Origin of the sequence: Paenibacillus pasadenensis, from assembly GCF_023715725.1 — a bacterium.
In the GTDB taxonomy this organism is placed as follows: domain Bacteria; phylum Bacillota; class Bacilli; order Paenibacillales; family Paenibacillaceae; genus Paenibacillus_O; species Paenibacillus_O pasadenensis_A.
The window spans coordinates 378183-403514 of sequence record NZ_JAMBOT010000003.1; the positions used below are offsets into that span (position 1 = coordinate 378183).

At 52.7% G+C, this 25332-nt stretch carries 15 protein-coding genes; 6 read left to right on the forward strand and 9 right to left on the reverse strand.

The features are described 5' to 3' along the window. Positions 1-22: 22 nt before the first annotated feature. The 4 genes from M3223_RS10785 to M3223_RS10800 form a co-directional block, all read right to left on the reverse strand. Positions 23-898, reverse strand: coding sequence for a carbohydrate ABC transporter permease (locus tag M3223_RS10785; RefSeq protein WP_251561305.1), 876 nt, complete (start codon positions 896-898; stop codon positions 23-25). An 18-nt stretch (positions 899-916) separates the two neighbouring features. Then, positions 917-1876: an ABC transporter permease gene (locus M3223_RS10790; protein WP_251561306.1), complete on the reverse strand. Its 960-nt coding sequence runs from the start codon at positions 1874-1876 to the stop codon at positions 917-919. 779 nt (positions 1877-2655) lie between these two features. After that, a complete protein-coding gene (locus tag M3223_RS10795) occupies positions 2656-4134 on the reverse strand; it encodes a response regulator transcription factor (RefSeq protein ID WP_251561307.1) in 1479 nt (492 codons plus the stop codon). Beyond that, positions 4127-5953 carry a cache domain-containing sensor histidine kinase gene (locus M3223_RS10800; RefSeq protein ID WP_251561308.1) on the reverse strand — a complete coding sequence of 609 codons (1827 nt, stop codon included), beginning with the start codon at positions 5951-5953 and terminating at the stop codon, positions 4127-4129. Before M3223_RS10800 ends, M3223_RS10795 begins: the two co-directional genes overlap by 8 nt. Before the next feature lie 215 nt (positions 5954-6168). Between M3223_RS10800 and M3223_RS24260 the strand changes: the two genes are divergently transcribed. Both M3223_RS24260 and M3223_RS24265 read left to right on the forward strand, forming a co-directional pair. Beyond that, complete coding sequence (locus M3223_RS24260) at positions 6169-8616, forward strand: SBBP repeat-containing protein (protein ID WP_285891218.1); 2448 nt, start codon at positions 6169-6171, stop codon at positions 8614-8616. Between the two features lie 124 nt (positions 8617-8740). Then, positions 8741-11602: an SBBP repeat-containing protein gene (locus M3223_RS24265; protein WP_285891219.1), complete on the forward strand. Its 2862-nt coding sequence runs from the start codon at positions 8741-8743 to the stop codon at positions 11600-11602. A 100-nt stretch (positions 11603-11702) separates the two neighbouring features. On the opposite strand, the gene M3223_RS10825 is transcribed toward M3223_RS24265, so the two are convergent. Further along, entirely contained in the window at positions 11703-12791 is a 1089-nt protein-coding gene (locus tag M3223_RS10825) for a glycosyltransferase (RefSeq protein WP_251561309.1), read from the reverse strand. Between the two features lie 189 nt (positions 12792-12980). Between M3223_RS10825 and M3223_RS10830 the strand changes: the two genes are divergently transcribed. From M3223_RS10830 to M3223_RS24275, 4 genes are all read left to right on the forward strand, one after another. Continuing rightward, positions 12981-15095 (forward strand): RICIN domain-containing protein, encoded by a 2115-nt coding sequence (locus M3223_RS10830; RefSeq protein WP_251561310.1) that lies wholly within the window; start codon positions 12981-12983, stop codon positions 15093-15095. Between the two features lie 98 nt (positions 15096-15193). Beyond that, positions 15194-18049, forward strand: coding sequence for an SBBP repeat-containing protein (locus tag M3223_RS24270; RefSeq protein WP_285891220.1), 2856 nt, complete (start codon positions 15194-15196; stop codon positions 18047-18049). Between the two features lie 57 nt (positions 18050-18106). Then, a complete protein-coding gene (locus M3223_RS10845) occupies positions 18107-20968 on the forward strand; it encodes an SBBP repeat-containing protein (protein ID WP_251561311.1) in 2862 nt (953 codons plus the stop codon). A 134-nt stretch (positions 20969-21102) separates the two neighbouring features. Then, entirely contained in the window at positions 21103-24003 is a 2901-nt protein-coding gene (locus tag M3223_RS24275) for an SBBP repeat-containing protein (protein WP_285891221.1), read from the forward strand. Between the two features lie 57 nt (positions 24004-24060). Here the strand turns inward: M3223_RS24275 and M3223_RS10860 are convergent, their stop codons facing one another. The 4 genes from M3223_RS10860 to M3223_RS10875 are packed head-to-tail and all read right to left on the reverse strand — an operon-like array spanning position 24061 to position 25309. Next, positions 24061-24369 (reverse strand): hypothetical protein, encoded by a 309-nt coding sequence (locus tag M3223_RS10860; protein WP_251561312.1) that lies wholly within the window; start codon positions 24367-24369, stop codon positions 24061-24063. A gap of 42 nt (positions 24370-24411) precedes the next feature. Then, positions 24412-24681: a hypothetical protein gene (locus M3223_RS10865; RefSeq protein WP_251561313.1), complete on the reverse strand. Its 270-nt coding sequence runs from the start codon at positions 24679-24681 to the stop codon at positions 24412-24414. 20 nt (positions 24682-24701) lie between these two features. Then, a complete protein-coding gene (locus M3223_RS10870; protein WP_251561314.1) occupies positions 24702-24986 on the reverse strand; it encodes a hypothetical protein in 285 nt (94 codons plus the stop codon). Between the two features lie 53 nt (positions 24987-25039). Beyond that, entirely contained in the window at positions 25040-25309 is a 270-nt protein-coding gene (locus tag M3223_RS10875; protein WP_251561315.1) for a hypothetical protein, read from the reverse strand. Between the last annotated feature and the right edge of the window lie 23 nt (positions 25310-25332).

Here is a 25332-nt window from a genome sequence, read left to right on the forward strand (position 1 = left end):
ATTATCATTTCGCGAAATAAGGTCAGCTCTTGATCGAGCCGATCATCACCCCTTTCACGAAATGCTTTTGGATGAACGGATACACGATAATAATCGGGATAACGGAAATCATGACGATGGCGTTTTTGATTGTATCCGCAAGCATGAACTGCTCGTTCACGGCGCTTACGCTCGCCGTTGTGTTCGTATTGTTATTGATGAGAATATCCCGCAGCACCATGGCCAGCGGCCACTGATCCTTATCGTTCAGGAACAGCATCGGCTGATACCAGTTGTTCCATTGGCCGACAGCGATGAACAGCCCGATTGTGGCGAGAGATGGAATCGACAGCGGCAAAATAATCCGGAAGAAGATGGTCATGTAACCGGCGCCGTCCATTTTGGCCGACTCTTCCAGCTCCAGCGGTATGCTCTGGAAAAACGTTTTAAGTACAATCATATTGTACATGCTAAGCGCCGCAGGGATAATCATCACGGACAAATGATTGACCATACCGAGATTTTTGATCAGCAGGTAGTACGGAATGAGACCGCCGGAGAAGAACATGGTGAATACCATGAACAGAAAGATGGCTGAACGCCCCGGCAAGTCCTGCTTAATAAGCGGATAGGCCGTAATAGCCGTAATGAACAGCTGGTAAAACGTGCCCAGCACGGTTACGAACAAGGAAACAAGCAGCGCCTTTGGAATCGTATTTTTGGAAAATACGTATTCGTATGCTTCAAACGACCATTTGGTAGGGAACAGGTTAAAGCTCGATTTAATGGCTTCCTCGTAGGGCAGAACCGAGCCGATTAGGACGTGCCAGAATGGGTACAGGGTAACAATGGCCAGGAGCAGCAGGAAGACGATATTCACTGCGTCGAAAATTTTGCCGGACAGGCTGGTTGTTTTCATCGTTAGGGTTCACCGCCTTTAATAAATGCCTTGACCGCTCAGCTTTTTGGATGTGTAGTTCACAAGCACGAGGAGCGTGAAGTTGATGACGTTGAGTAGAAGCCCGATTGCGGTCGCCACGCTGTATTCGCCTTGCGTCAAACCGATCCGGTACACGTAGGTGTCGATGACGTCGCCGCTCTCGTAAACCATCGTGTTGTACAAGTTGAAGACTTGGTCAAAACCGCCGTTCATCATGCTGCCGAAGTTCAGAATGAGCAAGATAGAGATGATTGGGAGCAGGCTTGGCAATGTAATATAGATGACCTGTTTGAAGCGGTTCGCTCCGTCCACGGTAGCGGCTTCGTACAGATCGGGGTTAATGCCAGCCAGCGCTGCCATATAGATGATGGTGCCCCAGCCAATTTCCTTCCAAATTCCGGAAATAATCAGCAACGGACGGAACATGCCGTCGTTCGTCAAAAAGTTAATGGGAGTCCCGCCAAAAGCGACGATAATATTGTTGACCAATCCCTCCGTGGAGAGGATTGAGAAAATAATACCGGCAATCGTTACCCAGGAAATAAAGTGCGGCAGATAAATGATCGTTTGAATGGAACGTTTGAAAAACTTATGCCGAACCTCATTAAGCAAAATAGCCAGAATAATTGGCGCCGGGAACCCGAATACGAGCCGCAGCAGGTTGATCTCGATTGTATTGCGGAATACTTGCCAGAACTTTTCCGTTCGGAATATTTTCTCAAAATGCTCCAGCCCTACCCACGGGCTGCCTAGAATGCCCTTTGTTATCCAGAAATCCTTGAAGGCGATCGACGCCCCGTACATCGGAATGTAACTGAAAATAATAAGGAACACGATAGCCGGCAGCAGCATCACGTAGAGCATCCTATAGCCCATAATCCGCTTCCGCAGCTCGCTCCGGGCGGCTGATTTGATTTTGCCTGCATCTGGATTGGCCTTAGCCACACTGGCATCCATCGTTTGCTTCACCTGCTCTCTTGATATGTGCGCAACATGCGGACCCGAACCGAGTCTGATCCGTGGGGGCGCTCCCCGTTGTAGGTCTATTGTGCCACAGGCCTGAGCAGGGTTATATGTACTGAGACTGGAAGCTTAGTTGTGGTTTTTTACGATGTTTGGACGGATAGAGTGAAATTAGACAACAGAACAAACAGAGCGGGCAAAGTCCCTCGGCTCACTTCAGCATTAGGAATGGATCATGTGCACACGGATGGATTGAACATGAAAAATGGCGTTATTTCTACCGGCGCTCGTAGTCTGCCCAAATCAAACAGCCCCCTCCAAAGGATTGGAAGGGGGCTGTTTTACATTTATAGACTATTGATAAATCGCCTTTTTTTATGCTTCATTCAGAAAGTCCAATCCCAAGTCACTCTACGACATAAGATGTCAGATATCACTAGATTCATAAAAAGAAAAGCTTTGTCTCAGAACACACCGACACTCCCAACTCCGCTTAACATCCCGCGCCAAGTTCAAGGGACAAGAGGTCAGACGCATATTGAGTTAACTCTCCGTTTTACGTACACCGTTACTTCAACTTTATTCTTTAATATAAGACAATTTCCTATTCCTCCCAGTTTTCCCGCGGAGGCGCAGTTATCATTTGAAATATCTTGCCACTATGGGTATTCCGGCAGAAGTTCCTCTGTGTCCAATTATAGCTCCACGGGCATTCCCTTAAGATTTATTTCTACAAAGAGCATTTATAACCCGGATTAACCTATGGAGCTTCGTTAAGCCTTTTTCCGCTGCTTGTACTCCATCGGCGACACGCCAAGATGTTTCTTAAACAGCTTGCTGAACTGAGCGTAGTCGTCATACCCGACGAGCTTGCCCACCTCATAGAGGGAAATATCCTTTTCCAGCAAGGAGACGGCCGCTTCCAGCCTTTTGTGTATAAGGTAATTAATAAAGCTTTTGCCCTTTTCCTGCTTGAACAGATGGCTTAAATAGTTCGGGCTAATATAATATTTCTGCGCCATCTCCTTTAGCGAGATCCGGTGGGCAAACATGCGATCCAGATCGCGGGTAATCTCCTCGACAATCGGAACGGCATTAATCTCACCCGGTTTTTTCTTCTGCTCCTCGATCCTCAGCATCATCTCTTCCAGCAGGTCCTGCGGCTTGCCGTAATAAATGACCAGATCCTGAGCCGTAATGAAGTCCTCGTCTCCGGCAGTGCCGGGCGATATGAGGCCAGCCAGGGAAATAACAAACAGATTGTACAGTTCAGCCAAGCCGCTTAAATGAATACGCCCGCGCTGAATGCCCTTCTGAATGTCGTACACCGCCGCCTCCAGATGCTCCACTCTCGTCGCTTTGCCAATCTGCGCTTTCAGCGCCGGAACTGCCGCATTAACATCCGGCCGGTGGCGGTAAATGCCGCTTTTTCCGTTTAGGCTAGACGTATCCGCCATCCGGTTCGACTGCTGGTACAAGCGATGTACGCCATGATCGGCGGAACCGATGCCGCTGATGCCGACTTCCCAGCTGCGTGCGGCTACCTCGCGGCTCGATTCGCGATACAACTTGCGCAGCTCTTTATAGGAAAGCTGAGGCAGACTGAGCAAATAGGTCGATTTGACGGGGCTGTTCCGGCATTTAAAACAATCGATCCGGTACGATTCCAGCAGGCGGTCGATATCTTGCAAATCCTTTTCTGCCAGTGTCTCTTGGCTCTTTACCGTCATAAATAGATACTGCTCTCCCGGCCTGAACGTTGCCCCCGTGGATGCGATGCGGTCAACGATTTGGCGAATCGTCACATCGCTCTCAATCCATTCCAACAACATAACGGATTGATCATACGCCTGTTGAAAACGCCGCTCCCGTTCCCGCTCCTGAAGACGCTGCGTACAGCTTGCCAGCGTCCGCAGCAGCTCGTCCGTATTGACGGGCTTCAGCAAATAGTTAAAACAGCCCTTCTCAATCGCTTGTTTGGCATACGTAAAGTCGCTGTAGGCGCTCATAAATACAACGAGTGTTCCCGGCGACACCCGGTTTGCGAATGCAAGCAGGTCCAGGCCGGTTTTGCCCGGCATACGGATATCGCTGATGATGACGTCGATCCGCTGGCGGCGCAGCAGGCTTTCCGCTATGCTGACGTCATTTGCTTTGGCGACGATGTTGAATCCGGCTTCTTCCCAGTCGATAATTTGTTCCATATCTTTTAAAATCCAAGGTTCGTCGTCTACTAGAAGTAAATTATACATTGCTGACATCCTCCTTCTCTCTCAGAGGGACCGTAATGGTCACGATCGTGCCCTTGTTTTTCCAGCTTTTAATGGTAAGTCCATACGCTTCCCCGTAATAAATCTGAATCCGCTTGTGGATGTTAGCCAAGCCGATTCCCTGACCGATCTCACCGCTCTCTTTTTCAGCCGGCGCTCTCCTGCCTGCCAGCTCCTCGCGCAAGCTTTCCAGCTTCTCCTCCGTCATGCCGTTGCCATTGTCCATCACTTTGATTTTCCACAAATCGCCTTCAACATGCGCCCGGATGCGGATATTCCAGCGGCCCCCCTTTTCTTCCAAGCCGTGCATCAGAGAATTTTCGACCAGAGGCTGTAAAATCAGCTTCACGATGGACCGGCTGTTCAGCGTTGAGTCCATATCCGCCCTAAACTGCAAACGATCGCCGTAGCGAATCTTTTGAATGGCGATATATCGCTCCAAATGCTCTAGTTCTTTCATTAACAAAACGTACTCATCGTTGCGGGTAATGTACCGGAAGTACTGGACCAGATTATCGATCGCTTCGGCAACTTCCTTTTTGGCGTTGGACATGGACATTCCGCGGATGGAATGCAGGACGTTATACAAGAAGTGGGCGTTGATCTGGCTTTGCAGGCCGTTCAGCTGGAAAAGCTGCTTGTCCATCTCCGTCTGGTGCAACTGCTGCTGGGACTGAAGCAGATTGTCGGTTAGCTTTTTAATCTGTTTGAGCATATTGTTGAAATGATCCTGAATGACAGAAATTTCATTTTTGTAAGTGAACTTAAGCTTAACGTCCAGATCGCCGTTGGCCGCGCTGTCAAAAGCGTCAACAAGACGGGTTATGGGATGGGTAAGGCGGATGTTGAATGATACGGCTGCCAATCCGACCACAAATAAAATGATGGCAATAACGCCAATTACTGAAAATTGAATCACACTTGCTTTTGCCAACAGCTGGTCCTTATCGATCAGAGCGATAAACTTCCAATCCAGGCTTTTGATCGGAAGAGATTGATAGAGGTAATTGACGCCGTCCAGACGAATGTCGGTTACGCTTTCATTCTGCTGCTGCAAAATGAGCGGCTGGACACGTTTAAAATCCAAGCGGCTGGCCGATGAGCCGATCAAATCTCCCTTGCCGTTAATAATAAACAAATTGGCCTTGCTGCCCATCGTCTCTGTCTGCAAAATCCGTTGAATCCACTGCGTGTCGAGAAGGATAACACCGATATAAATCTCTTGCATATATCTTTTGGAAATCGACTTCACTTTCCTGTACGCAAGCAGACCCTGTTTTTTATCCGTTCCTTCCATAGGCGGCGAAATTTGGATTTTGACGCTAATTGAATTTGATTTATTTTCCAAATATAGATAATCCAGCTCTTCTTTAAGCAATTGGCCCGTTGTAGCGTTATTTACATTCTCGACATTCATTTCATTCGTTAAGCTTTTACTGTCAATAAGTCCAATCGCTTTAATGGTCGGATCAATTGACATATACGAGCTTAGATTTTTTAACTGCGTCTGGGATTCTTCCCATAGACTATTGGAAAGCGCTGTACGCTGAATATTTGAATTATAGAAGACCGCTTTGGACAGCTGATCGATGCGATTAAAGTAATCATCGAAGCGGCTGTTCGTCTGGAGAACGAACTGCTCCATATTGTCCAGCGCATTCTGCTTCAGCGTGTGCACGTAGGCAATATAGCCGATAGTCCCCAGCAAACAAATCGGGAGGATGGCAATGCATATATTGGTCACAATCATGAGGTAGCTCAGTCGGTATTTCAACGTGTACGCGATCATCCTCTTGTACATAGAAGCCTCCGCTTAAGAGTTGAATAGGAATGGTCACGAGAATTCTCTTCTATTATTACAAGTCTCGGGAAGAGCGTACATGGACTTTTCGACGTAATTGCTTGTGATTTTATACTGCATTATGCCCAAATTGGCTCTCCCCCGGCAAACACCCGTACCGGCCCTCACCCAATAAGTATACTATATCAGATCAAATCCAATCAGGAGGCGCAGCTATGACCGAAATACCGGCGCAAAAGCAGGGGTTTGCGAGCCGACCTGTTTTTGAACTCAACGCGGGCCAAACGGATGCCCAGGTCGCCTATCTTCTGCGGGGCTGGGATTCAACTCTATATTTTACCCCTTCACATATTGCCATGATGTTTGGCCGGCCGGCACAGCAAGAGAAACCGCCCCCTACCGCAACCGCCAAAGCTCCTGCACAAAAGCAGTGGGAAACGTGGGGGCTGCGAATGCGCTTTGTTGGCGCTCAGAGGCAGCCGCTTATTCAAGGGCTCGAGCGGCTGAAAGCAACAAAAAATTATTTTGCAGGCAAGGATGCTGCAACGTGGCGCTCCAATATTCCGACCTTCGATAAAATCAAATACAGCGGGCTCTACCCCGGCATTGATCTGGTGTTTTACTGGTCCGGCGAGCAGCTGGAGTTCGACTTCATTCTCGCTCCGGGCGGAGATCCCCAGTCTATTCTGCTGGAATTTGAAGGCGCGGACGAAATTAGCGTCAATGAAGACGGTAACCTCGCGGTCAGCGTTTACGGGCATCAGATTCGGCTGCGAACGCCATTCATTTATCAGATGAGGGACGGAGCCAGAAACAGAATAGACGGTGGATATCGGATAGAAGAACCAGGTATGGTCGGGTTCGAGCTCAGAGGCAAGTATGAAGCTGCGCTGCCTCTTGTGATTGATCCTGTTTTGGAATATTCCACTTATCTTGGTGCTGATGCGTTTACGCAGGGCAACGGCATTGCCGTGGACGCAAGCGGTAACGCCTATGTGACGGGAAGAACAATGGCGACCAACTTTCCCAATGACGGCAACATTCAGCCGGATTATGGCGGCTCTACGGATGCATTTATTACAAAGTTCAGTGCTGCCGGCAATACCTTGATCTATTCCACTTATTTGGGAGGCAGCGGTTTTGACGAGGGCAACTCCATTGCCGTTGACCGTTTCAGTAACGTTTATGTAACCGGAATTACGTATTCTACGGATTTTCCGACTGCTTCCGCCGTACAGCCTTCCGCTCCTCCGAATGCTAATGCTTTTGTAACCAGCCTCGATCCAACGGGTAGCGCTCTGAATTATTCCACCTATCTCGGCGGAGACGGGGACGATTGGGGCGTTGGGATTGCGGTGGACAGCTCCGGCAACGCTTATATCGCGGGCAATACGGCTTCAGACAATTTTCCGCTGCAAAACGCGCTCCAGTCGACTCTGCCCGCTTCCAACAGCGTATTTGTAACTAAGCTAGCTTCAATGGGGGCCTCTATTTTGTACTCCACCTATTTCGGAGGGGCCGATTCCACCTCAGCCGGCGGCATTGCCGTAGACGGCTTCACCAATATGTACATTACCGGCACAACAGGCGCGGGCCTTCCGCTCGCCAACCCCATTCAGCCGTTATTCGGCGGCGGAGACAGCGATGCTTATACGGCCAAAATTGACGCAAGCGGAGCTGCTCTTCTTTATTCCACCTACCTCGGGGGAAGCGGAGACGATGCCGGCGGCGGAATTGCGGTGGACAGTTACGGTAACGCCTATGTGACAGGCTCCACGCCATCCGCCGACTTCCCGACTGCAAATGCCGTTCAGCCGGCAATCGGAGGCGGGGATGACGCCTTTATATGCAAAATCAATCCGGCGGGCAGCGCTTTTATATTTTCGACCTTTCTAGGCGGCAGCTCCGACGAGATTGGCACAGGCATTGCCACCGATCCGTTTGCCAATACCTACGTGACGGGAGTTACCGATTCATTCAACTTCCCGCTGGCTCATCCGCTGCAGACAACGACGGACGGAGCCGACGTTTATATTTCCAAGTTTAACGCAACGGGGTCATTTATCTACTCCACTTATTTAGGCGGCTCCAATCCGGATGCGGGGCAGTCAATCGCGGCCGATTTCAGCGGCAATGCCTATGTGACGGGCGCAACAACCTCGTTCAACTTTCCGTTGGAAAATCCTTACCAGTCGACTCTAGAGGCAATTCCGGCCGCATTTGTTTCCAAAATCGTCGACGATATTGCAGTCGGCCCAACGGGTCCGACCGGGCCTGCCGGGCCGACTGGAGCAACCGGCTCTCCAGGCGTAACTGGTGCTGACGGTCCCGTTGGTGCAACCGGTCCGGCTGGGCCGACTGGGGCATCCGGCGCTGTTGGCCCAGCCGGAGCAACCGGGAGCGACGGCGCCATGGGAGCGATGGGACTGCCCGGAATTCCCGGAGCGACGGGAGCCAGCGGGACGCCTGGTCCGGGAGGACCGACTGGAGCATCCGGGCCAGCGGGCCGGAACGGCCAGCGCGGGCCGCGAGGTTTCCGAGGGCCTGCCGGTAAAACGATCAAAATTGTGAAAATCATTCGGATTTGCTGCTGCGGTAAACGCAATCAGCATAAATGCTGCAAAAAGCATCCGAAGAAACACCGCTCGCGCTCAAGGCGGTAACCCTCAGCCAGACCTCGCCCCCTTGCACCCCAGCCTATTTTTCATGACCGTTGGCATTTGCCCTGACCAGCTTATACCCACAGAAAATACACTATCAGATCTTAAAGGAACAGGAGGCGCAGCAATGACCGATTCATCGAGGCAGGTCGCTGCCTCATTAAGGCCAATACCGAACAGCCTTCCCGTGTTTGAGCTTAATGCGGGACAATCGGATTCGCAGGTCGCTTACCTTTTGACAAGTCACGATTCAACCTTGTACTTTACCCCTTCCCATATCGCAATGATGTTCAGCGAACTGGTTCAGGATACGGATCCCGCTGCCGCTGCCAAGCAAACACCGATGGAGTGGGAGACATGGGGACTGCGGATGTACTTTGCGGGAGCCGAAAAAAATCCGGTCATTTGCGGAATGGAACGTTTCGACGCCGTAAAGCACTATTATCGGGGACAGGATCCTGCCAAATGGCGTACAAACATTCCAACTTACAATAAAGTCAACTATAACGGGCTCTACCCCGGCATCGACATGGTCTTCTACCGCAATCAGAACGAGCTGGAATTCGATTTTATTGTCGCGCCCCAAGCAGATCCGCATCAGATCAGGCTGCAATTCGAAAGCACCGATGGAGTTGAGCTCGATGAGGGAGGGCACTTAATCGTTAAGGCCTATAAAAATCCGCTGAAATTGCGCAAACCGTTTATTTATCAAGAAGTCCAAGGGGAAAAGGTTCCGATCGCCGGGGGATACATCATTCTTGGAGCCGATACGGTCGGATTCCAGCTGCACGAGACCTATGACCGGTCGCTGCCGCTCATTATCGATCCCGTGCTGGCTTACTCCACTTACCTCGGAGGCACGGACGGCAGCTCGCAGGGCTTCGGCATCGCCGTGGACGCCGCCGGAAACGCGCATGTCACGGGAGCGACGATGGCAACCGATTTTCCGACGGCTAGTCCAATTCAGGCCGCTTTAGCAGGCGACAGCGACGTTTTTATTACCAAATTCGACGCATCAGGCACCACCTTAATTTATTCCACATATCTGGGCGGTACGCTGACCGATATCGGGCGGTCCATCGCCATTGACCGCTTTGACAATTGTTATATAACCGGAAGCACAACTTCGACGGACTACCCGCTCACGACGATTACTTTGTTTCCCGTAGCGCCTGCCGGAACGAATGCGCTTGTATCAAGTCTCGATAGTACAGGGCTGCTCAACTACTCGACTTATTTGGGCGGTAGCGGCGAAGATATCGGCTACGGCGTCGCCACGGACGCAAACCGAAATATTTATGTTACAGGAAGCACCGATTCCGTCGACTTTCCTACGGAAGGCCCCTTTCAAGGCGCTCTTCCCGGAACAAGCGCCGCCTTTGTCACCAAAATATTTTGGAGCTTTTTTGGAAACTTTTTGCTCTTCTCAACTTATTTCGGCGGCAGCAATACGACCGTCGGCCAAAGCATTTCCGTGAATACGGCATTTCAGCCTTATATAACGGGAACGACCTCATCTACGGATTTACCTACACTTAACCCGGTTCAGCCTGGTTATGGCGGCGGAGCAACCGACGCCTTTATAACCCAGTTCGACATTGGCGGCGACTCCCTAATCTTTTCCACTTATTTGGGCGGAAGCGGAGACGACTTCGGCAACGGCATCGCAGTGGACGTCTACGGCTTCTTTTATGCCGCCGGAACAACCTTTTCCACAGACTTTCCGACTGTGAATCCGGCTCAGCTGGCCAATGGAGGAAGCAGCGACGCCTACGTCTGCAAATTTAATCCTACGGGCATCTTTATTTTCTCTACCTACCTGGGCGGGATCGGGTCCGATACAGGCAACGGCGTGGCAACGGACCCGTTCGGCAACACCTATGTGACGGGTGCTACCAGCTCCGTCAATTTCCCGCTCGCGAATCCGTTTCAGGCAACTACCGACGGCGCGGATGCGTTTGCCGCTAAATTCAACGGTGCCGGCTCATTTGTTTACTCCACGTTTTTGGGCGGCAGCGCTGCCGATTCCGGCCAGTCCATAGCCGCTGACTCGACAGGCCACGCCTATCTTACCGGCTTCACATTTTCAACCGACTTTCCGGTAGAAAATGCGTTTCAGCCGACGGCATCCTTTTTTCCAAGCGCGTTTGTGACAAAGCTGGATGAGCAAATTACCGGCCCTCCCGGACCAGCCGGACCAACGGGGCCGACTGGAGAAACCGGAGAGACCGGCGGTCCGGGACCTACAGGTTCGGATGGACCGCCGGGGCCGACCGGACCGACCGGGCCCGAGATTCCGGGGCCGACAGGACCGACAGGACCGACTGGGGCGGATGGCCCGACCGGCGATACAGGGCCGGATGGAGACGCCGGAACGACCGGAGCAACCGGACCGATCGGCGCGATTGGACCGGCTGGCGCTACCGGCGTAATGGGGCCGATGGGCGCGGTAGGAGCCGTTGGACCGATCGGCGCGACCGGAGCGTCAGGACCAAGCGGAGCTCCCGGACCGGCTGGCCCAATGGGCTCCGCCGGACGCGCCGGCCAGGCTGGACCGGCCGGGTTTCCCGGCACAAGGGGAGGCCCCGGACCGCGTGGCATAACCGGGCCAACCGGACCGCGAGGTGAAGACGGCGACATGGTCAAAGTGACGCGCGTTGTGCGTATCGTTAAGGTTTTACCATGCAAGCCGTGCAAAGGCCCTGAAACTGCCGAAGCGTTAAAGCTGGCCCTGGATATTAAAAAGCTGCTGAGCTCCGACCCATGTCTTGATTTCCTGGAAGGAACACTCAAGCGCCTAATCGCTCAAATCAAACAATGCAAGTTCAAAAGCGCAATTCAGACGCTGTATAAATTCGACGAGCAGTTCGTCGAGGTAGCCGAAAACGGGCAAATCTCACCGGCCAAAGCCAAAAAAATACTTCGTCTCAGCGGAGCTCTTCATGATCTGCTTCTGAAGCTGAAGCGCAGATCGACCAGGAACGGCTGAGGCTTGCCGAATAGCGCCGTTCATCACAAGAAGCTCCGTCCCTCCCCGGGCGGAGCTTCTTGTCACGGCAGTACCGCGCTTCGCCTGCAGGCAACGCAATCTAAACAAATTCTCCTCTTTCCTTGAAGCGCGCCTCGAAAAAAAGCTTATTGCCCAGCAGCCGCTGATCCTGCGGCCGGTAGCGCAGCGCCTGTTCATTATGCTCCCAAGCAAGCCGCTCCTTGCCGAGCCGGTAATAACAAACGCTCAGCTGAACATGGGGCAGCCACGTCCAGCACTGCTCGTTGCGGAAGCCCCAATCCTCCTCGGGCTGGTCCAGGCTCGCCGCAAGCTTATACCAGAACACGGCGATGGAATATTTCTCCCTCAGCAAAAAATGATACCCCAGCCGGCAGCAAATTTCCGCTCTGGGCGTATCGTATTCAAGCGCCCTCAGCGCCGCCTGCCGTTCCTTGTCATGCTCGCCCAAACGATAATAACAATCCGACAGCTTGTCGCAAGCCGCCACTTTATCCGCCACCCAGCCCTGCTCCATTTCTAGAAATCTCTCATACTGCTGCGCGGCTCTTGCATGGTCACCGTTATCGCGCAGCTCGTTGGCGTAATAGTATTGGTCGCGGGGAGAAAGCTGTGCTCCGCCGCGCAGTTTATTTTCATAAATAGTCAAATTCCGGCCCTTCGCCTCATGAACCCGCTTATGCGTAACGGCAATATCGGTATCAATTACGTTTCCCGACACATCCAAATATTCATGTACGGCTCCGTGCCACTTGAACTCGCGCGATCGTTTAACAAGCCTGTTGCGTCTGAACTTGAGATTAACTTTGCCATAATCGTCAAAGGAATAATGATAGAACATGGAACAGCCGTCAATCGAAGGATCAAGCTCCTCTTTAAGAGCCAGCAGCTTGTTCCGGTCCTCGTCCAGAAGCACGTCATCGGCATCCAGCCAGAAAATATACTCTTGGCTTGCTTGACTAAAAACGTAATTGCGCGCCGCCGAAAAATCGTCCACCCACGTAAAATCAAGCACATGCTCCGTATAGCTGCGGGCGATCTCCTTCGTCCGGTCCGTCGAGCCCGTGTCGGCGATAATAATTTCGTCAGCAACTCCCCGCAAGGAATTCAAGCACTGTTCAAGCAGCTCCTCCTCGTTTTTCACAATCATACAGAGGCTGATCGTCGGCAACGAGCTCCCCGCCTTTCCATGATGTCTGATCCCCGGCATTCGCCTATTCCCATTGTATTCCGGCTGGAATCCGGCGGTTCCCTGCGCGATCGTCCAATTATTCCGCAACCGGATAATCGCCGTTACCCGCTATCATCTAGAAAGATACGATATACGTAAGGGATTCATTCCAGGGGGAGGCGCAATAATATGTCCATTCAATCCATGATTGATGACGCTATTACTTCGGGACAGCCCGTGCTCGTCATTGACCCCGGTACGTACTATATCAGCGCGACTTTAAATATTATAGGCGCCCACGGCCTAACGATTATTGCCGATGACGTTATCTTTATTATGACGGTTGTTACTCGAGTGATGAATGTAGGCAACTGCACCAACTTTACCTTTCAGGGGCTGACGATTAATTATGACCCTTTGCCCTTTACGCAGGGAGTCGTCACGCATGTCAACTATGTCACGTTTCCCAACACCATTAGCGTCAAGCTTGATCAAGGATATCCGGTAAAAGCCAACAGCAGGGTTGCCGTATTCAGCCCCTATACGAGAAAGCCAAAAGAAAATTCGGGAGCAAATAACGGCACATCCGCCGCCTTTGATCCGGCCGATCCCCATACTGTTATCGTTTCGGGCATAAGTCCGGGCATCGATGTGGGCGACCTTGTGACGTTGGCGGGAGGACAGATCACCCCCCATTCCATCCAGGTATACAGCTCGACCAATACGACCTGGCTCAATATTACGCTGCACACCTCCAGCGGCTTTGGATATATCGAGGACGGCCCTTGCGGCAGCCTGCTGGATCATTTCCGTATTGTGCCGGGCTGGAAGCCGGCTGGCGCAATTCATCCCCCGCTGTTATCCAGCATTTGGGACGCCATGCAATTCAATAACATCGAGCAGGGGCCGACCGTCCGGAATTGTACGATTAAAAATGCCGGCGACGATTCCTTCAGCATTCAGACGCCGACCTCTATGACCGTCCTTAATGCCGGAGAAACCTCCGCCTACATTGCCGCTCGCACCTCTACTCCGCCCCACCTTCCAGCCGGAGATATTCTGTGCGAATTTTTTGACGAGCCGGCCATAATTGTGAGCGTAACGCATGTTGCCTATGGAAGCTTTCCCATTGATCCCGCTATCCAGTTTCTCATTGATCACGCCGCGCCCGGAACTGCCTTTGATATAAATAAAGATTTAATCTACCTCATTCAGTTCACGGCAGCGATTCCGTTTGGCGCGGGCGATCTTGTGTTCAACCCCCGCTATTGCGGGACCGGCTTTGTTTACAGCAACAATACGCTGTACAGCAAAGGAAGGCTGCTGCTGAAAGGAATCAACGGCCTCATTGAAAACAATCGGATCACAGGCTCTATACGCCCCATTGTTATTACGCCCGAGGGGAACGGCACTTCCCAGGCCGGCTGCTCGCAAAACCTGCACATCAGCGGAAATTATATTTCCCGTGCCGGTTATTATATCTCGGCTTATACAACGGATCAGGCCGCCGCGCTAACCTTTTCCTCCTATTCGGTAGTTGAGAAGAAAGCATTCAATCATATGGTTATCGAAAATAATACGTTTGACAGCAATGAAGGGCTGAACGTTCAGATCGTCAACTGCGGAGATGTACAGATCAGAAACAACCTGTTTGTGAACTCGCACTGCAACGACAACGGCACCAACGGCGGAATGTATAACATTGACCTATCCACCGACATTTTCCTCTACAACTCCGACACGATTGAAGTAACAGGAAATGTCACCCAGCATATGGGTTCACACGGCTCCGTCCCCGATGTGCTGTCGACCAGCGCCACCAATGTAACCGGTTTGCCTGGCGGAGCTGTGCTTTTAAGCAAAACCAACCCTCCGATTGATCCGGCCAAAACCTACGCCATCGTTAACCGCGGTTCGGGCAAAGCGCTGCAAACGGTTTTGAACGGAGTTAGCGACAATACGAACATTGAGCAGGAAACATTCAACCCCGCCGTTTTATCTCAACACTGGAAGCTGATTCCGAACGGGTTTTACTTTAACATTTTGCATGTCGCCAGCGGCAAATATATGGATATAACAGGCTCCTCCCTTGCAGCCGGAGCAGATGCCGTCATTTTCACAGCTAACGGAAGCTTAAGCCAGCAATGGGCCGTTTTTTATTCCAGAGTCAGTTTTCTGAAAATCAAAAACGTCAACAGTGATATGAATTTAATGCTGAACGGAAACGCCAACGGCGTCCTGTGCATCCAGCAGATTGATAATGTCGCTATGACCGAGGAATTTCAGCTGACGGAATTGGTGTGACAGGGCCTAATTATGTCCTGGCATGGCAAAAGCCCGTACCCGCGTTTACCGGGATCGATACAATATCAAACCTACCCTTTGTGTCAGGAGGCGTAATCATGAGCAAATCGTCCATGCAAGAGCCTGCGCGGATTAAGCCACTCGGCGCCAACCCTCCTGCATTTGAGATTAATGAGGGGCAATCGCATTCTCAAGTTGCCTATCTGCTGAGAGGCCAGGATTCAACCTTTTACTTTACCCCCTCGCACGCCGATTTGATATTCGGCAAACCTTTGCAGGCCAGCGAGCTGGCATACGATGCGGCCGCTTTAGCGCGGACGCAATGGGAAGCATGGGGCTTGCGCTTGAACTTTATCCATGCTTGTCCGGAAACATTCATTGAAGGCTGCAGCCTTTTGGATGGAGTCAAAAACTATTTTCTCGGGCGGGACGCAACTGAATGGCATACCGGCATAAGGACGTTTGAGAAAATAAAGTATACCGGCCTTTATCCCGGCATTGACATGCTGTTTTACATGCACGAAGGTCAGCTGGAATTCGACTTCATTGTTGCTCCCGGGGCGGATTGGCGGCAAATTGCCTTGGAGCTCGAAGGAACGGATTTTATCCGAATTGATGAGGAAGGCAACTTTCATGCCGGAGTAAACGAGCACTCCATCTGCCTGCGGAAACCGTTTATTTACCAGTTAAATGAGCAGGGAGAGCAGGTTCAGATTGAGGGCGGATATGTTCTTCAGGATTCATGCCGGATTGGATTCGAGCCCGTCTCAACCTATGACGGCTCCCTTCCGCTTATTATTGATCCGGTGCTGACCTATTCGACCTATCTCGGAGGCAGCGACGTAACGACCGGACTTGGCATTGCGGTAGACGCCGCCGGAAGCTCTTATGTAACAGGACTCACCTTCTCAACGAACTACCCCGTTCTGGGTCCGATTCAGGGGACTCTGGCAGGCGGCTCCGACGTTATTGTGACCAAGTTCTCTCCGGATGGAAGCGCGCTTCTATATTCCACCTATCTTGGAGGCAGCGACCTTGATTCCGGCAACGCAATCGCGGTTGATGCGTTCAACAACGCTTATGTAACCGGATATACGGATTCCATAGACTTTCCTACAACTCCCGGCGCTTTTCAAACGACGCCATCCCCATCCACGAACGCCTTTGTGAGCAAGCTTGATCCTAGCGGCGGCAGCCTATTATTTTCAACCTATCTAGGCGGAAACGATGTTGATATCGGAAATGGCATCGCGGTCGACATAACAGGCGTTACTTATATTACGGGAACAACGCTTTCCAGCGATTATCCGCTGGTAGACCCGTTTCAAAGCTCTTTTTTTGGAATTAATACAGCCTTTGTAACAAAGCTTAACGCAGCGGGGAACGCCCTGCTTTACTCTACCTATCTAAGCGGGACCGTGTTCACCAACGGAGCCGCAATCGCAGTCGACCGTTACGGGCAATTTTATGCGGCAGGCTCAACGAATACCAATTTCCCCACCGTAAATCCTCATCAGCCGGCCTTCGGCGGCGGTACAAGCGACGCCTATATCGTCAAGTTTGCTACGGTCGGCTCCGTGACCAGCGTGATCTATTCGACTTATATCGGGGGCACTCAGGCCGATTACGGAACTGGCGTGGCGACGGATATGAGCGGAAACGCCTATGTGACCGGTTATACAAATTCCCTTAATTTTCCTGTTCTCCATCCGATTCAGGCCGCTAACGGCGGTCTTAACGACGCTTTTGTAAGCAAGCTGGGGCCAACCGGAGCACTGATCTATTCCACTTACTTAGGCGGTAGCGGCAATGATCAGGGGAACGGAATCTCAGCTGACAGCTTGGGCAACGTCTATGTGGCGGGCTGGTCGGCCTCAACCGACTTTCCGCTGGCAAATCCGTTTCAAGACACTCTGCTTGGGAGCGCAGCCGCCTTTGTTGCTAAGCTTAATGCAAACCCGGCTTTTATTTATTCCACCTATTTAGGAGGAAACAACAACAATCAAGGAACGGCGATTACGCTAGATGCCTTCGGGAGCGCGTATGTAACAGGACTGACCTCCTCAACCAGCTTCCCGTTGGTCAATCCGTTTCAAATTACGCAGCCCGCTCCGGGCTTACAAAGCGCATTTGTGTCCAAATTCGAAGATGTCGTCCAGGTCGGACCGACCGGACCGTCGGGACCTCCAGGTCCGACGGGACCAACGGGGGTGACGGGTCCGCCAGGAACATCCGGCTCCGGCGTTTTGGGGCCGGAAGGGCCCGCCGGAGCAACAGGGCCAACGGGGCCGACCGGCGTAACAGGAGCGACCGGCATCGGCATAACCGGGCCTCAAGGGGCGGCTGGTATTACGGCGGGCCCTACAGGAGCGACGGGTAATACTGGACCGCCCGGGCCTGCCGGCCCTATAGGCGCAGCTGGAGCGGCCGGGCTAACAGGACCCGACGGAATGATGGGCGCAGTTGGTCCAGCTGGAGCGCCCGGACCAGATGGAGCAGCCGGACCGCCAGGCGTGGCGGGGTCTCGCGGACCCATTGGACCGGTTGGACCGGCCGGTCGGAGAGGACCCGCCGGTTCCCGCGGCCCTCAAGGGCCCGACGGACCTCCCGGACATGACGGCAAAATCATTGAGGTCGTGGAGACGATCACAATTATCCGCCCTTGCCGCAAGCACGGCTGCGGAACGCAGCTTGAAGCGCTGAAGCTGGCCCGCAAGCTGGAATCCGCTCTGGCGGACGATTCGCACTTGTGCTTCCTTGTCCCCTCCGCCCGCAAGCTCGTTCGGCTTGTCAGACAACGGGACTATAAATCCGCAATTATGGACCTCTGCAGGCTGATCGACTATTTGAAACAACTTGTGAAGGACGGCGAAATTTCCGCCCGTAAAGCCAAACGGACTTTAAACCCGGCAATCGGACTGCTCAATGAACTGATGAGGCAGCAGAGCAAATAAAGCGCGCGGGAACGCAGCATCCCAGGGACTAAATTTTGATGAACAGGAGTGAATATCATGACCGGTTCGAGTTCGGAATCCTCCGCTTCACTACAGCTGATCCGCACGACAAGGCCAGTGTTCGAGCGGAATATCGGGCAGACAAATCCCCAAGTTGCTTATTTGCTCAAAACCTCTGACTCCGCCTTTTATTTTACCCCCTCCTACGTGGCAATGACGTTCAGCAGACGTATCGCCGGGCAAAATCGGGATAACAGTCTGTTTACACATTCGACGCCGGACAAACGGGAGGCATGGGGTTTACGCATGCATGTTGCCGGAGCCCGCAATGACGCCGTCCTGGAGGGCGCTGACCCGCAGCAAGGAGTAATTCATTATCATCGCGGAAATGATTCTTCCAAATGGCTCACCAACATACCAACCTTCGGCAAAGTGAGCTATTCCGGCATTTATCGCGGCATCGACCTGGTGTTCTATCAAAACGGGGAGCATCTGGAATTTGATTTTATCGTTGGCGAGAATGCGGATTACCGGGAAATTGCGCTGGAGTTCGAAGGAGCCGACTCCATTAATGTCGAAGAGGATGGCGGGCTTGTTGTCCTGACGAACGAATCGCCTTTGCGTCTAGAACCGCCTTTTATTTATCAGAATCACGAGCAAGGGCGAAAAAAGATCAGCGGCGGTTATGTTCAGCGCAGCGGGACACGAATTGAAATCGATGTTACCGAGGAATATGACCGTTCGATCCCGCTTATTATCGATCCCGTCCTCGTCTATTCCACCTATCTGGGCGGCAGCATAACGGCAGACGCCAACGCAACGAGTGATGTATTAGGAATTAGCCTTGACGCAAGCGGTAATGCCTACGTTGCAGGATATACAAATACCACGGATTTTCCGACCCAGCTTCCCTTTCAGGCTGTATTCGCCGGAGTCAACGACGCCTTTGTCACCAAATTCGATCCGTCAGGCAGCTCGCTCGTCTATTCCACGTATTTGGGCGGCAGCGCTGACGACAAAGCCACCGCCATTGCCGTGGATTTATCAGGCAGCGCTTATGTCACAGGAATTACTCAATCCACCGATTTTCCAACGCTTAATGCCTTTCAGGGAACAGCTCCCGGCAACGCCAATGCGTTTGCAGCCAAGTTTGACACCAATGGAGTTCTAATTTATTCCACTTATTTGGGCGGGGCCAATCAGGATCAAGGATCTGGCATTGCAGTTGACACGGCCGGCAGCGCTTATGTAACGGGACTGACCACCTCGCCCGATTTCCCTACCACGACAGGCGCCTTTCAGGAGACGGCAATCGCCATTGCTAATGCATTTTTGACCAAATTCAGTCCTGATGGAATGACACTCGTTTACTCCACCTACTTTGGCGGAAGTACTCTAATCGCCGCGACCTCAGGCAGCGGCGTAGCGGTGAATTCCTCAGGCCAGGCGCATCTTACCGGCTTTACGACCGGCAGTCTGCCGCTGCTAAATCCTTTACAGCCCGTCTATGGCGGCGGTAACGATGACGCCTTTATTGCTAAGTTCGATACGGCAGGAGCAAATTTAATTTTCTCCACCTATCTCGGCGGCAGCGATGACGACCTGGGCTTTGGCATAACGGTTGATCTCGCCGGCAACGTATCGGTTATCGGACAGACATCGTCCCCCAATTTCCCTACGTTTAATGCGGTTCAGGCGGCGCTTGGCGGAGACTCCGATCTATTTGTCACCAAAATTAATGCAGCTGGCACCAGCTACGTTTTCTCTACCTATCTTGGCGGGACACTGGCAGATACCGGCTTTGGCATCGCTTCGGATAATTTCGGAAACGTCTACGCCGCAGGCGGAAGCTCTTCGCCCGATTTCCCGCTCGCTAATCCGCTGCAGACAACTCTGTCAGGGCAGTCGGACGCCGTTATCATCAAATTTAATCCAGCAGGCGGTCTGATCTATTCCACTTTCCTTGGCGGCAGCGGGGGAGATGCAGCGCAAGCGATAGCAGCCTCCCCTTCGGGAAGCGCTTATGCGGCAGGAGCAACAACGTCTGCCGACTTCCCTGTTGTGAATCCTTTTCAAGCAGATCTGCAGGGCTCTGCGAGCGGATTTGTCTCACAGCTGGCGGACACAACTCTAGCTGGGCCGACCGGGCCGACAGGCCCGACGGGGCCAACCGGCGCCACAGGAGACACCGGACCGCCGGGAACTCCCGGCGAACCCGGACCGGACGGGGTCCAGGGACCGACGGGCGACACCGGGCCGACCGGGGCGACGGGGGCGACAGGTGCGGCCGGTATTACCGGCGAGACAGGATCGCAAGGGAACCCCGGTGCAACGGGGGCGACGGGTCTGGCAGGAGCAATCGGATTGCCCGGACCGGCTGGCGCTGTCGGCGCTGCCGGCGTTGCAGGCTTAACCGGGCCCGCTGGCGCCATCGGGGCTGCCGGTGCGGCTGGGGCCCAAGGCGCGACGGGAGCCGCCGGTACCCGGGGACGACCGGGACCCCGAGGTCCGGCCGGATCTGCGGGACGGCCCGGAGCCCCTGGACCAAGAGGGCCGCAAGGGCCTCAGGGACCGGATGGGCCACCTGGACGCGACGGCAAAATCATTGAAATCGTGGAAACGATCAAAATTTTTAAGCCGTGCCGTAAACGCCCTAAGCTTGATGCGCTTCAACTGGCGCGCAGGCTTGAATGCGCTCTGGCGGACGATCCGTATCTGTGCTTCCTGGCTCCATCCGTCCGCAAGCTGGCTCGGCTGATTAAGCATCGAGAATATAAAGATGCCATTATAAGTCTTTGCAAGCTGATTGATTACTTCAAAAAGCTCGCGCAGGACGGCGAAGTGTCCGCCCAAAAAGCCAAACGCTTCCTGAATCAGATGAATCGGCTGCTGAATGAGCTGATGCGGCTGCAGGCCTGACCGCTCGTTTCATCCGGCCGTCTCAAGCTGTTTGCGATGGCCAGCCTAATTTATTCCCTCCTTGACAGATGCCCTTACCAGCCTTGGCCCGGAGAATATATAGTAAGAAGTCTATATTTTTAGGAGGCACAGCAATGACCAAGCCATTCATGCAGCCCTCCGCCCGAATACGGCAGTTGAGCGGCACTCATCCTGTATTCGAGCAAAATGCAGGACAGTTGGATTCGCAAGTCTCTTTCCTTCTTAGGGGCTCCAATTCCGCCTTCTACTTCACCCCTGCGCATGTAGCCATGCTATTTGCCAATCTGACGGAAAGCGGCGCGGATAACCTTTCTCCTTCAACAAAGACAATCGGCAGGCAACTCGATGTCTGGAGTCTTCGCATGAGTTTTGTAGGCGCTCAGCCGAACCCGGCTATTGAAGGTTTAGCCCCCCTAACCGGGAAAACGAACTATTTTAAAGGCGCCGATCCTTCCGCATGGCATACCAACGTTTCAACTTTCGGCCAAGTAAAATATACCGGCTTATATCCCGGAATTGATATGCTCTTTTATGAACATGAGCAGCAGCTGGAGTTCGATTTCATCGTAGCTCCAGAGGCTGATCCGCAGCTGATTCAGCTGCAATTTGAAGGCTCTGACGAGGTGCGGGTCGATGCAGCGGGCCATCTTCTTGTTACAGCCGGCAAACACTCCATGACGCTCAAGCTGCCCTTTATTTATCAGGAGCTTCATGGGGAGAAAAAGAAAATAGAGGGCGGATATACCGTCCTGCCCGGCAACCATGTCGTGTTTGAGCTGAAGGAAGCCTATGATTCTTCCGCCGTTCTCGTCATTGATCCGACGCTGACCTATTCCACTTATCTGGGCGGCACAGCGAGCACTATTGCCTATGGCATAACCGTGGATTCAAGCGGAAGCGCCTATGTGGTCGGAACTACGCTGGCAACGGATTTCCCTACCACGCCGGGGGCCTTTCAAACCAGCAAAGTCGGAGGCTCCGACATTTTTGTCACCAAATTCAGCCCCGCCGGAAACACGCTTGTTTACTCCACCTATTTGGGTGGAACAAGCAGCAACGAGGGCCGTTCCATTGCCGTGGACCTCTCAGGCAACGCCTATGTAACCGGCTTTACTAGTTCGACGGATTTCCCTACGGTTAATGCGTTTATTGGCACAGCCCCGGCTAATCAGAATGCCTTTGTAACCAAATTTAATTCAACCGGCAGCGCGCTTTTGTATTCCACTTATCTCGGCGGAAGCAATCTGGACTCAGGCTTGGGCATCGATGTTAACTCGGCAGGCAACGCCTTTATTACGGGACTTACGCTATCTGCGGATTTCCCAACTACCACCGGGGCTTTTCAGGAAACCATTCCTGCCGGAACTTCCTCCTATTTGACTCAGCTAAGCGCAGCCGGAAACTCTGCTGTTTATTCCACCTTTTTCGGCGGGCCAACCGGCTGTACGGCGCACGGAGTCGCTGTAGATAACGTAGGGCAGGCATACTTGACCGGATCGGCCCCGGCGGGGATTCCGATTGTGAACGCCCTTTTCCCTGTATTCGGGGGCATTTTTGATGCCTTTGTCACCAAGTTTAATGCTGCCGGCAGCGCGCTTATTTACAGCACTTACTTGGGGGGCAGCAACATCGATAGCGGCAACGGCATAGCCGTTGATTTGGCCCAGAACGCTTATATAACCGGTACGACCAGTTCGATCAATTTTCCTGTATTTAATGCCGTTCAGCCGACACTTGGCGGCGGCGAGGACGTTTTTGTCGCCAAAATTAACGGCAACGGCAGCAGCCTTATTTACTCCACCTATCTCGGCGGAAGCTCTAACGATTTAGGAAACAGTATTTCGACCGATCCTTTCGGAAACGCGTATGTTACCGGAACAACAGGGTCAACCAACTTTCCGTTGTTTAATCCGATTCAATCCACAATTGTGCCTCCGGAATTTCTTGTATTCATTACTAAATTTAATCCGACCGGATCGTTTATTTACTCCACTTACCTGGGGGGAACTACTGGAAGTGATATAGGCCAGTCAATCGCTGCCGATCCTTTTGGAAGCGCCTATATTGCAGGCCAAACCTTCTCTGCGGACTTTCCTACCGTTAATCCGTATCAGGCGAATTCCAACGGATTACCCAATGCGTTTGTCGCTAAAATTCTGGACGATATTCAGCTTGGACCAACAGGACCAACGGGGCCGACCGGACCTTCAGGACCGACCGGGCCGGATGGGCCGACCGGGACAACGGGAGACACCGGCGACACCGGTCCGACCGGACCTTCGGGACCAACGGGGCCAACGGGCGCCACGGGGCCAACCGGACCCGACGGCACAACCGGCGCAGCCGGACCTCCGGGAATTCCCGGCGCTATCGGGCCGGTTGGACCGACGGGCGCTACCGGTCCTTCAGGACCGGCTGGAGCAGCGGGACCGGCTGGCGCTGCTGGCGCAACGGGCGTAACTGGAACAACAGGCATATCAGGACCCTCTGGCGTGAACGGAGCCACAGGCGCCGCTGGTGCCAGCGGTGCGGCAGGACCGCGCGGACCGCGCGGCGCGAACGGGCCTGACGGACCAAATGGCCCGCGCGGGCCGCGCGGGCAGGAAGGCGAGGAAGGCCCTCAGGGCCGAGATGGAAAAATTATAAAAATTATAAAAATCATCGAGATCATAAAGCCGTGCAACTGCTGTGTCCCTTGCCCTGAAGCGCTGAAGCTCGCTGCCGAGCTCAAAAAGCTGCTGGCATGCGATCCATGCCTCGAACCGCTGTTGAGCACAGCGAACAAGCTCATTCGCCAAATTAAGCGCTGCCGCTACAAAAGCGCCGAGCTCGCGCTCTGCAAGCTGGACCGGCAAATTGCCCATCTGCTTCGGGAAGGTCTCTTATCTCCCCGCAAGGCGAGAGCGCTCCTGAAGGTATCAGCTCATCTGAAAAGAGTGCTCCTTAAGCTGCAAAGAAAATCCTCCAAGCCATGCCGCCATTGCAGCTCCTCCAGGCTTCATAGAGAGCATTAGCAGGCTCTTTTAAAAGCTCAAACCGGTCCTTGTCGGACCGGTTCTTTTTGTTTTGATTTAAAGGTTCGGAACGTTGCCCTGGCCAAGAGTTTTTGTAATATGCGGCTTGCTGTACAGACTGACTCCGCCCGTTCCTACCGTAACGACTCCGCCTTTTTTAAAGAAAATTCTTTTCTCTGTCCCATTGCCCAGTTCCACATGAACCGAAGCTCCGGTGAGCTTAGCTACATAGCTTACAAAACCAGCCGGGCCAGCTACCGTTTTCCAATTATTGTCGAATTCCCCGCGCACCACCCGGTTGGACCAAGTTTGAGCCAAAGTCGGATAAGGGGATGTTTGACGGACAGACGCTGTTTTTTTAGCCATTTGTTCCACCTTTTCTCAGTATTTAGTTATAGTCTTTCCATATTAACGAAGAGATAGCGTCCGATGCGGCTTGCTGTACACGCTAATGCCTTTCACGCCTAGCAGCACCGTGCCTCCCTTGTTAAAAAACACCTTTTTTCTTTGACCGTTGCTCAGCTTAACTACAGCGGAGGCGTTATTGCGGGTGGCGATAAATTGCAGAAACCTTGAGTATTCTCCAGGAGAAATCCAGCCGCTGTCGAAATCCCCCCACTCCACCTCAGTTGACCAAGTTTGAGCCTGCCTATGGCCCCGGCTTGAGCCTTTGCCCATTCCTATTCACCCCATCGATTCTAGCGTGACAATAAACGAATGATCCGGTGCGGTTTGCCCAAAAGCACCATGTTGTTTGAGCCGATCAGTATTCTTCCGCCTTTTTTGAATACCATCCGGTAGTATTTTCCGCTCCGCGTCCATGTATAAACGTTGGCGCCGTCTTTGCCAGCCGTGCTTAGGACGTAACCCGGAGGACCAAACGAAACCACCCAGTTGTCGTCAAAATTTCCGCCGTCATAATTAAACGACCAAGAATCCGCCCTTAAAGCGCTAATTGTCCGGGCATTTTTTGTATTCCGCATCTTCACCCATCCTTTGTTCTTAATCCTACTTTTCGGGTTCCAGCGCCTTTGTGCTACAGAGCCGATACTTTGCCCGGGGTATCAAAAATAGCGACTCCGCCGGTGCCGAGCCAAATTCGTTTTCCTTTCTTGAACTGCAGCTTGTATTTTTGTCCGTTTATCAGCTCAATAAAAGCGACGGAACCGTTTTTCGCTGCTGTATAAATGATAAAACCCGCCGGCCCTGAGGCAATAGACCAATTTCGGTCAAAATCCCCGTCTTTGACCGTATTCGACCAAGATTGGCCAATCGTAGAGCCGCCTTGAAGCTTTTTGAATAGCATCGTTCTAACCATCCTTTACACTG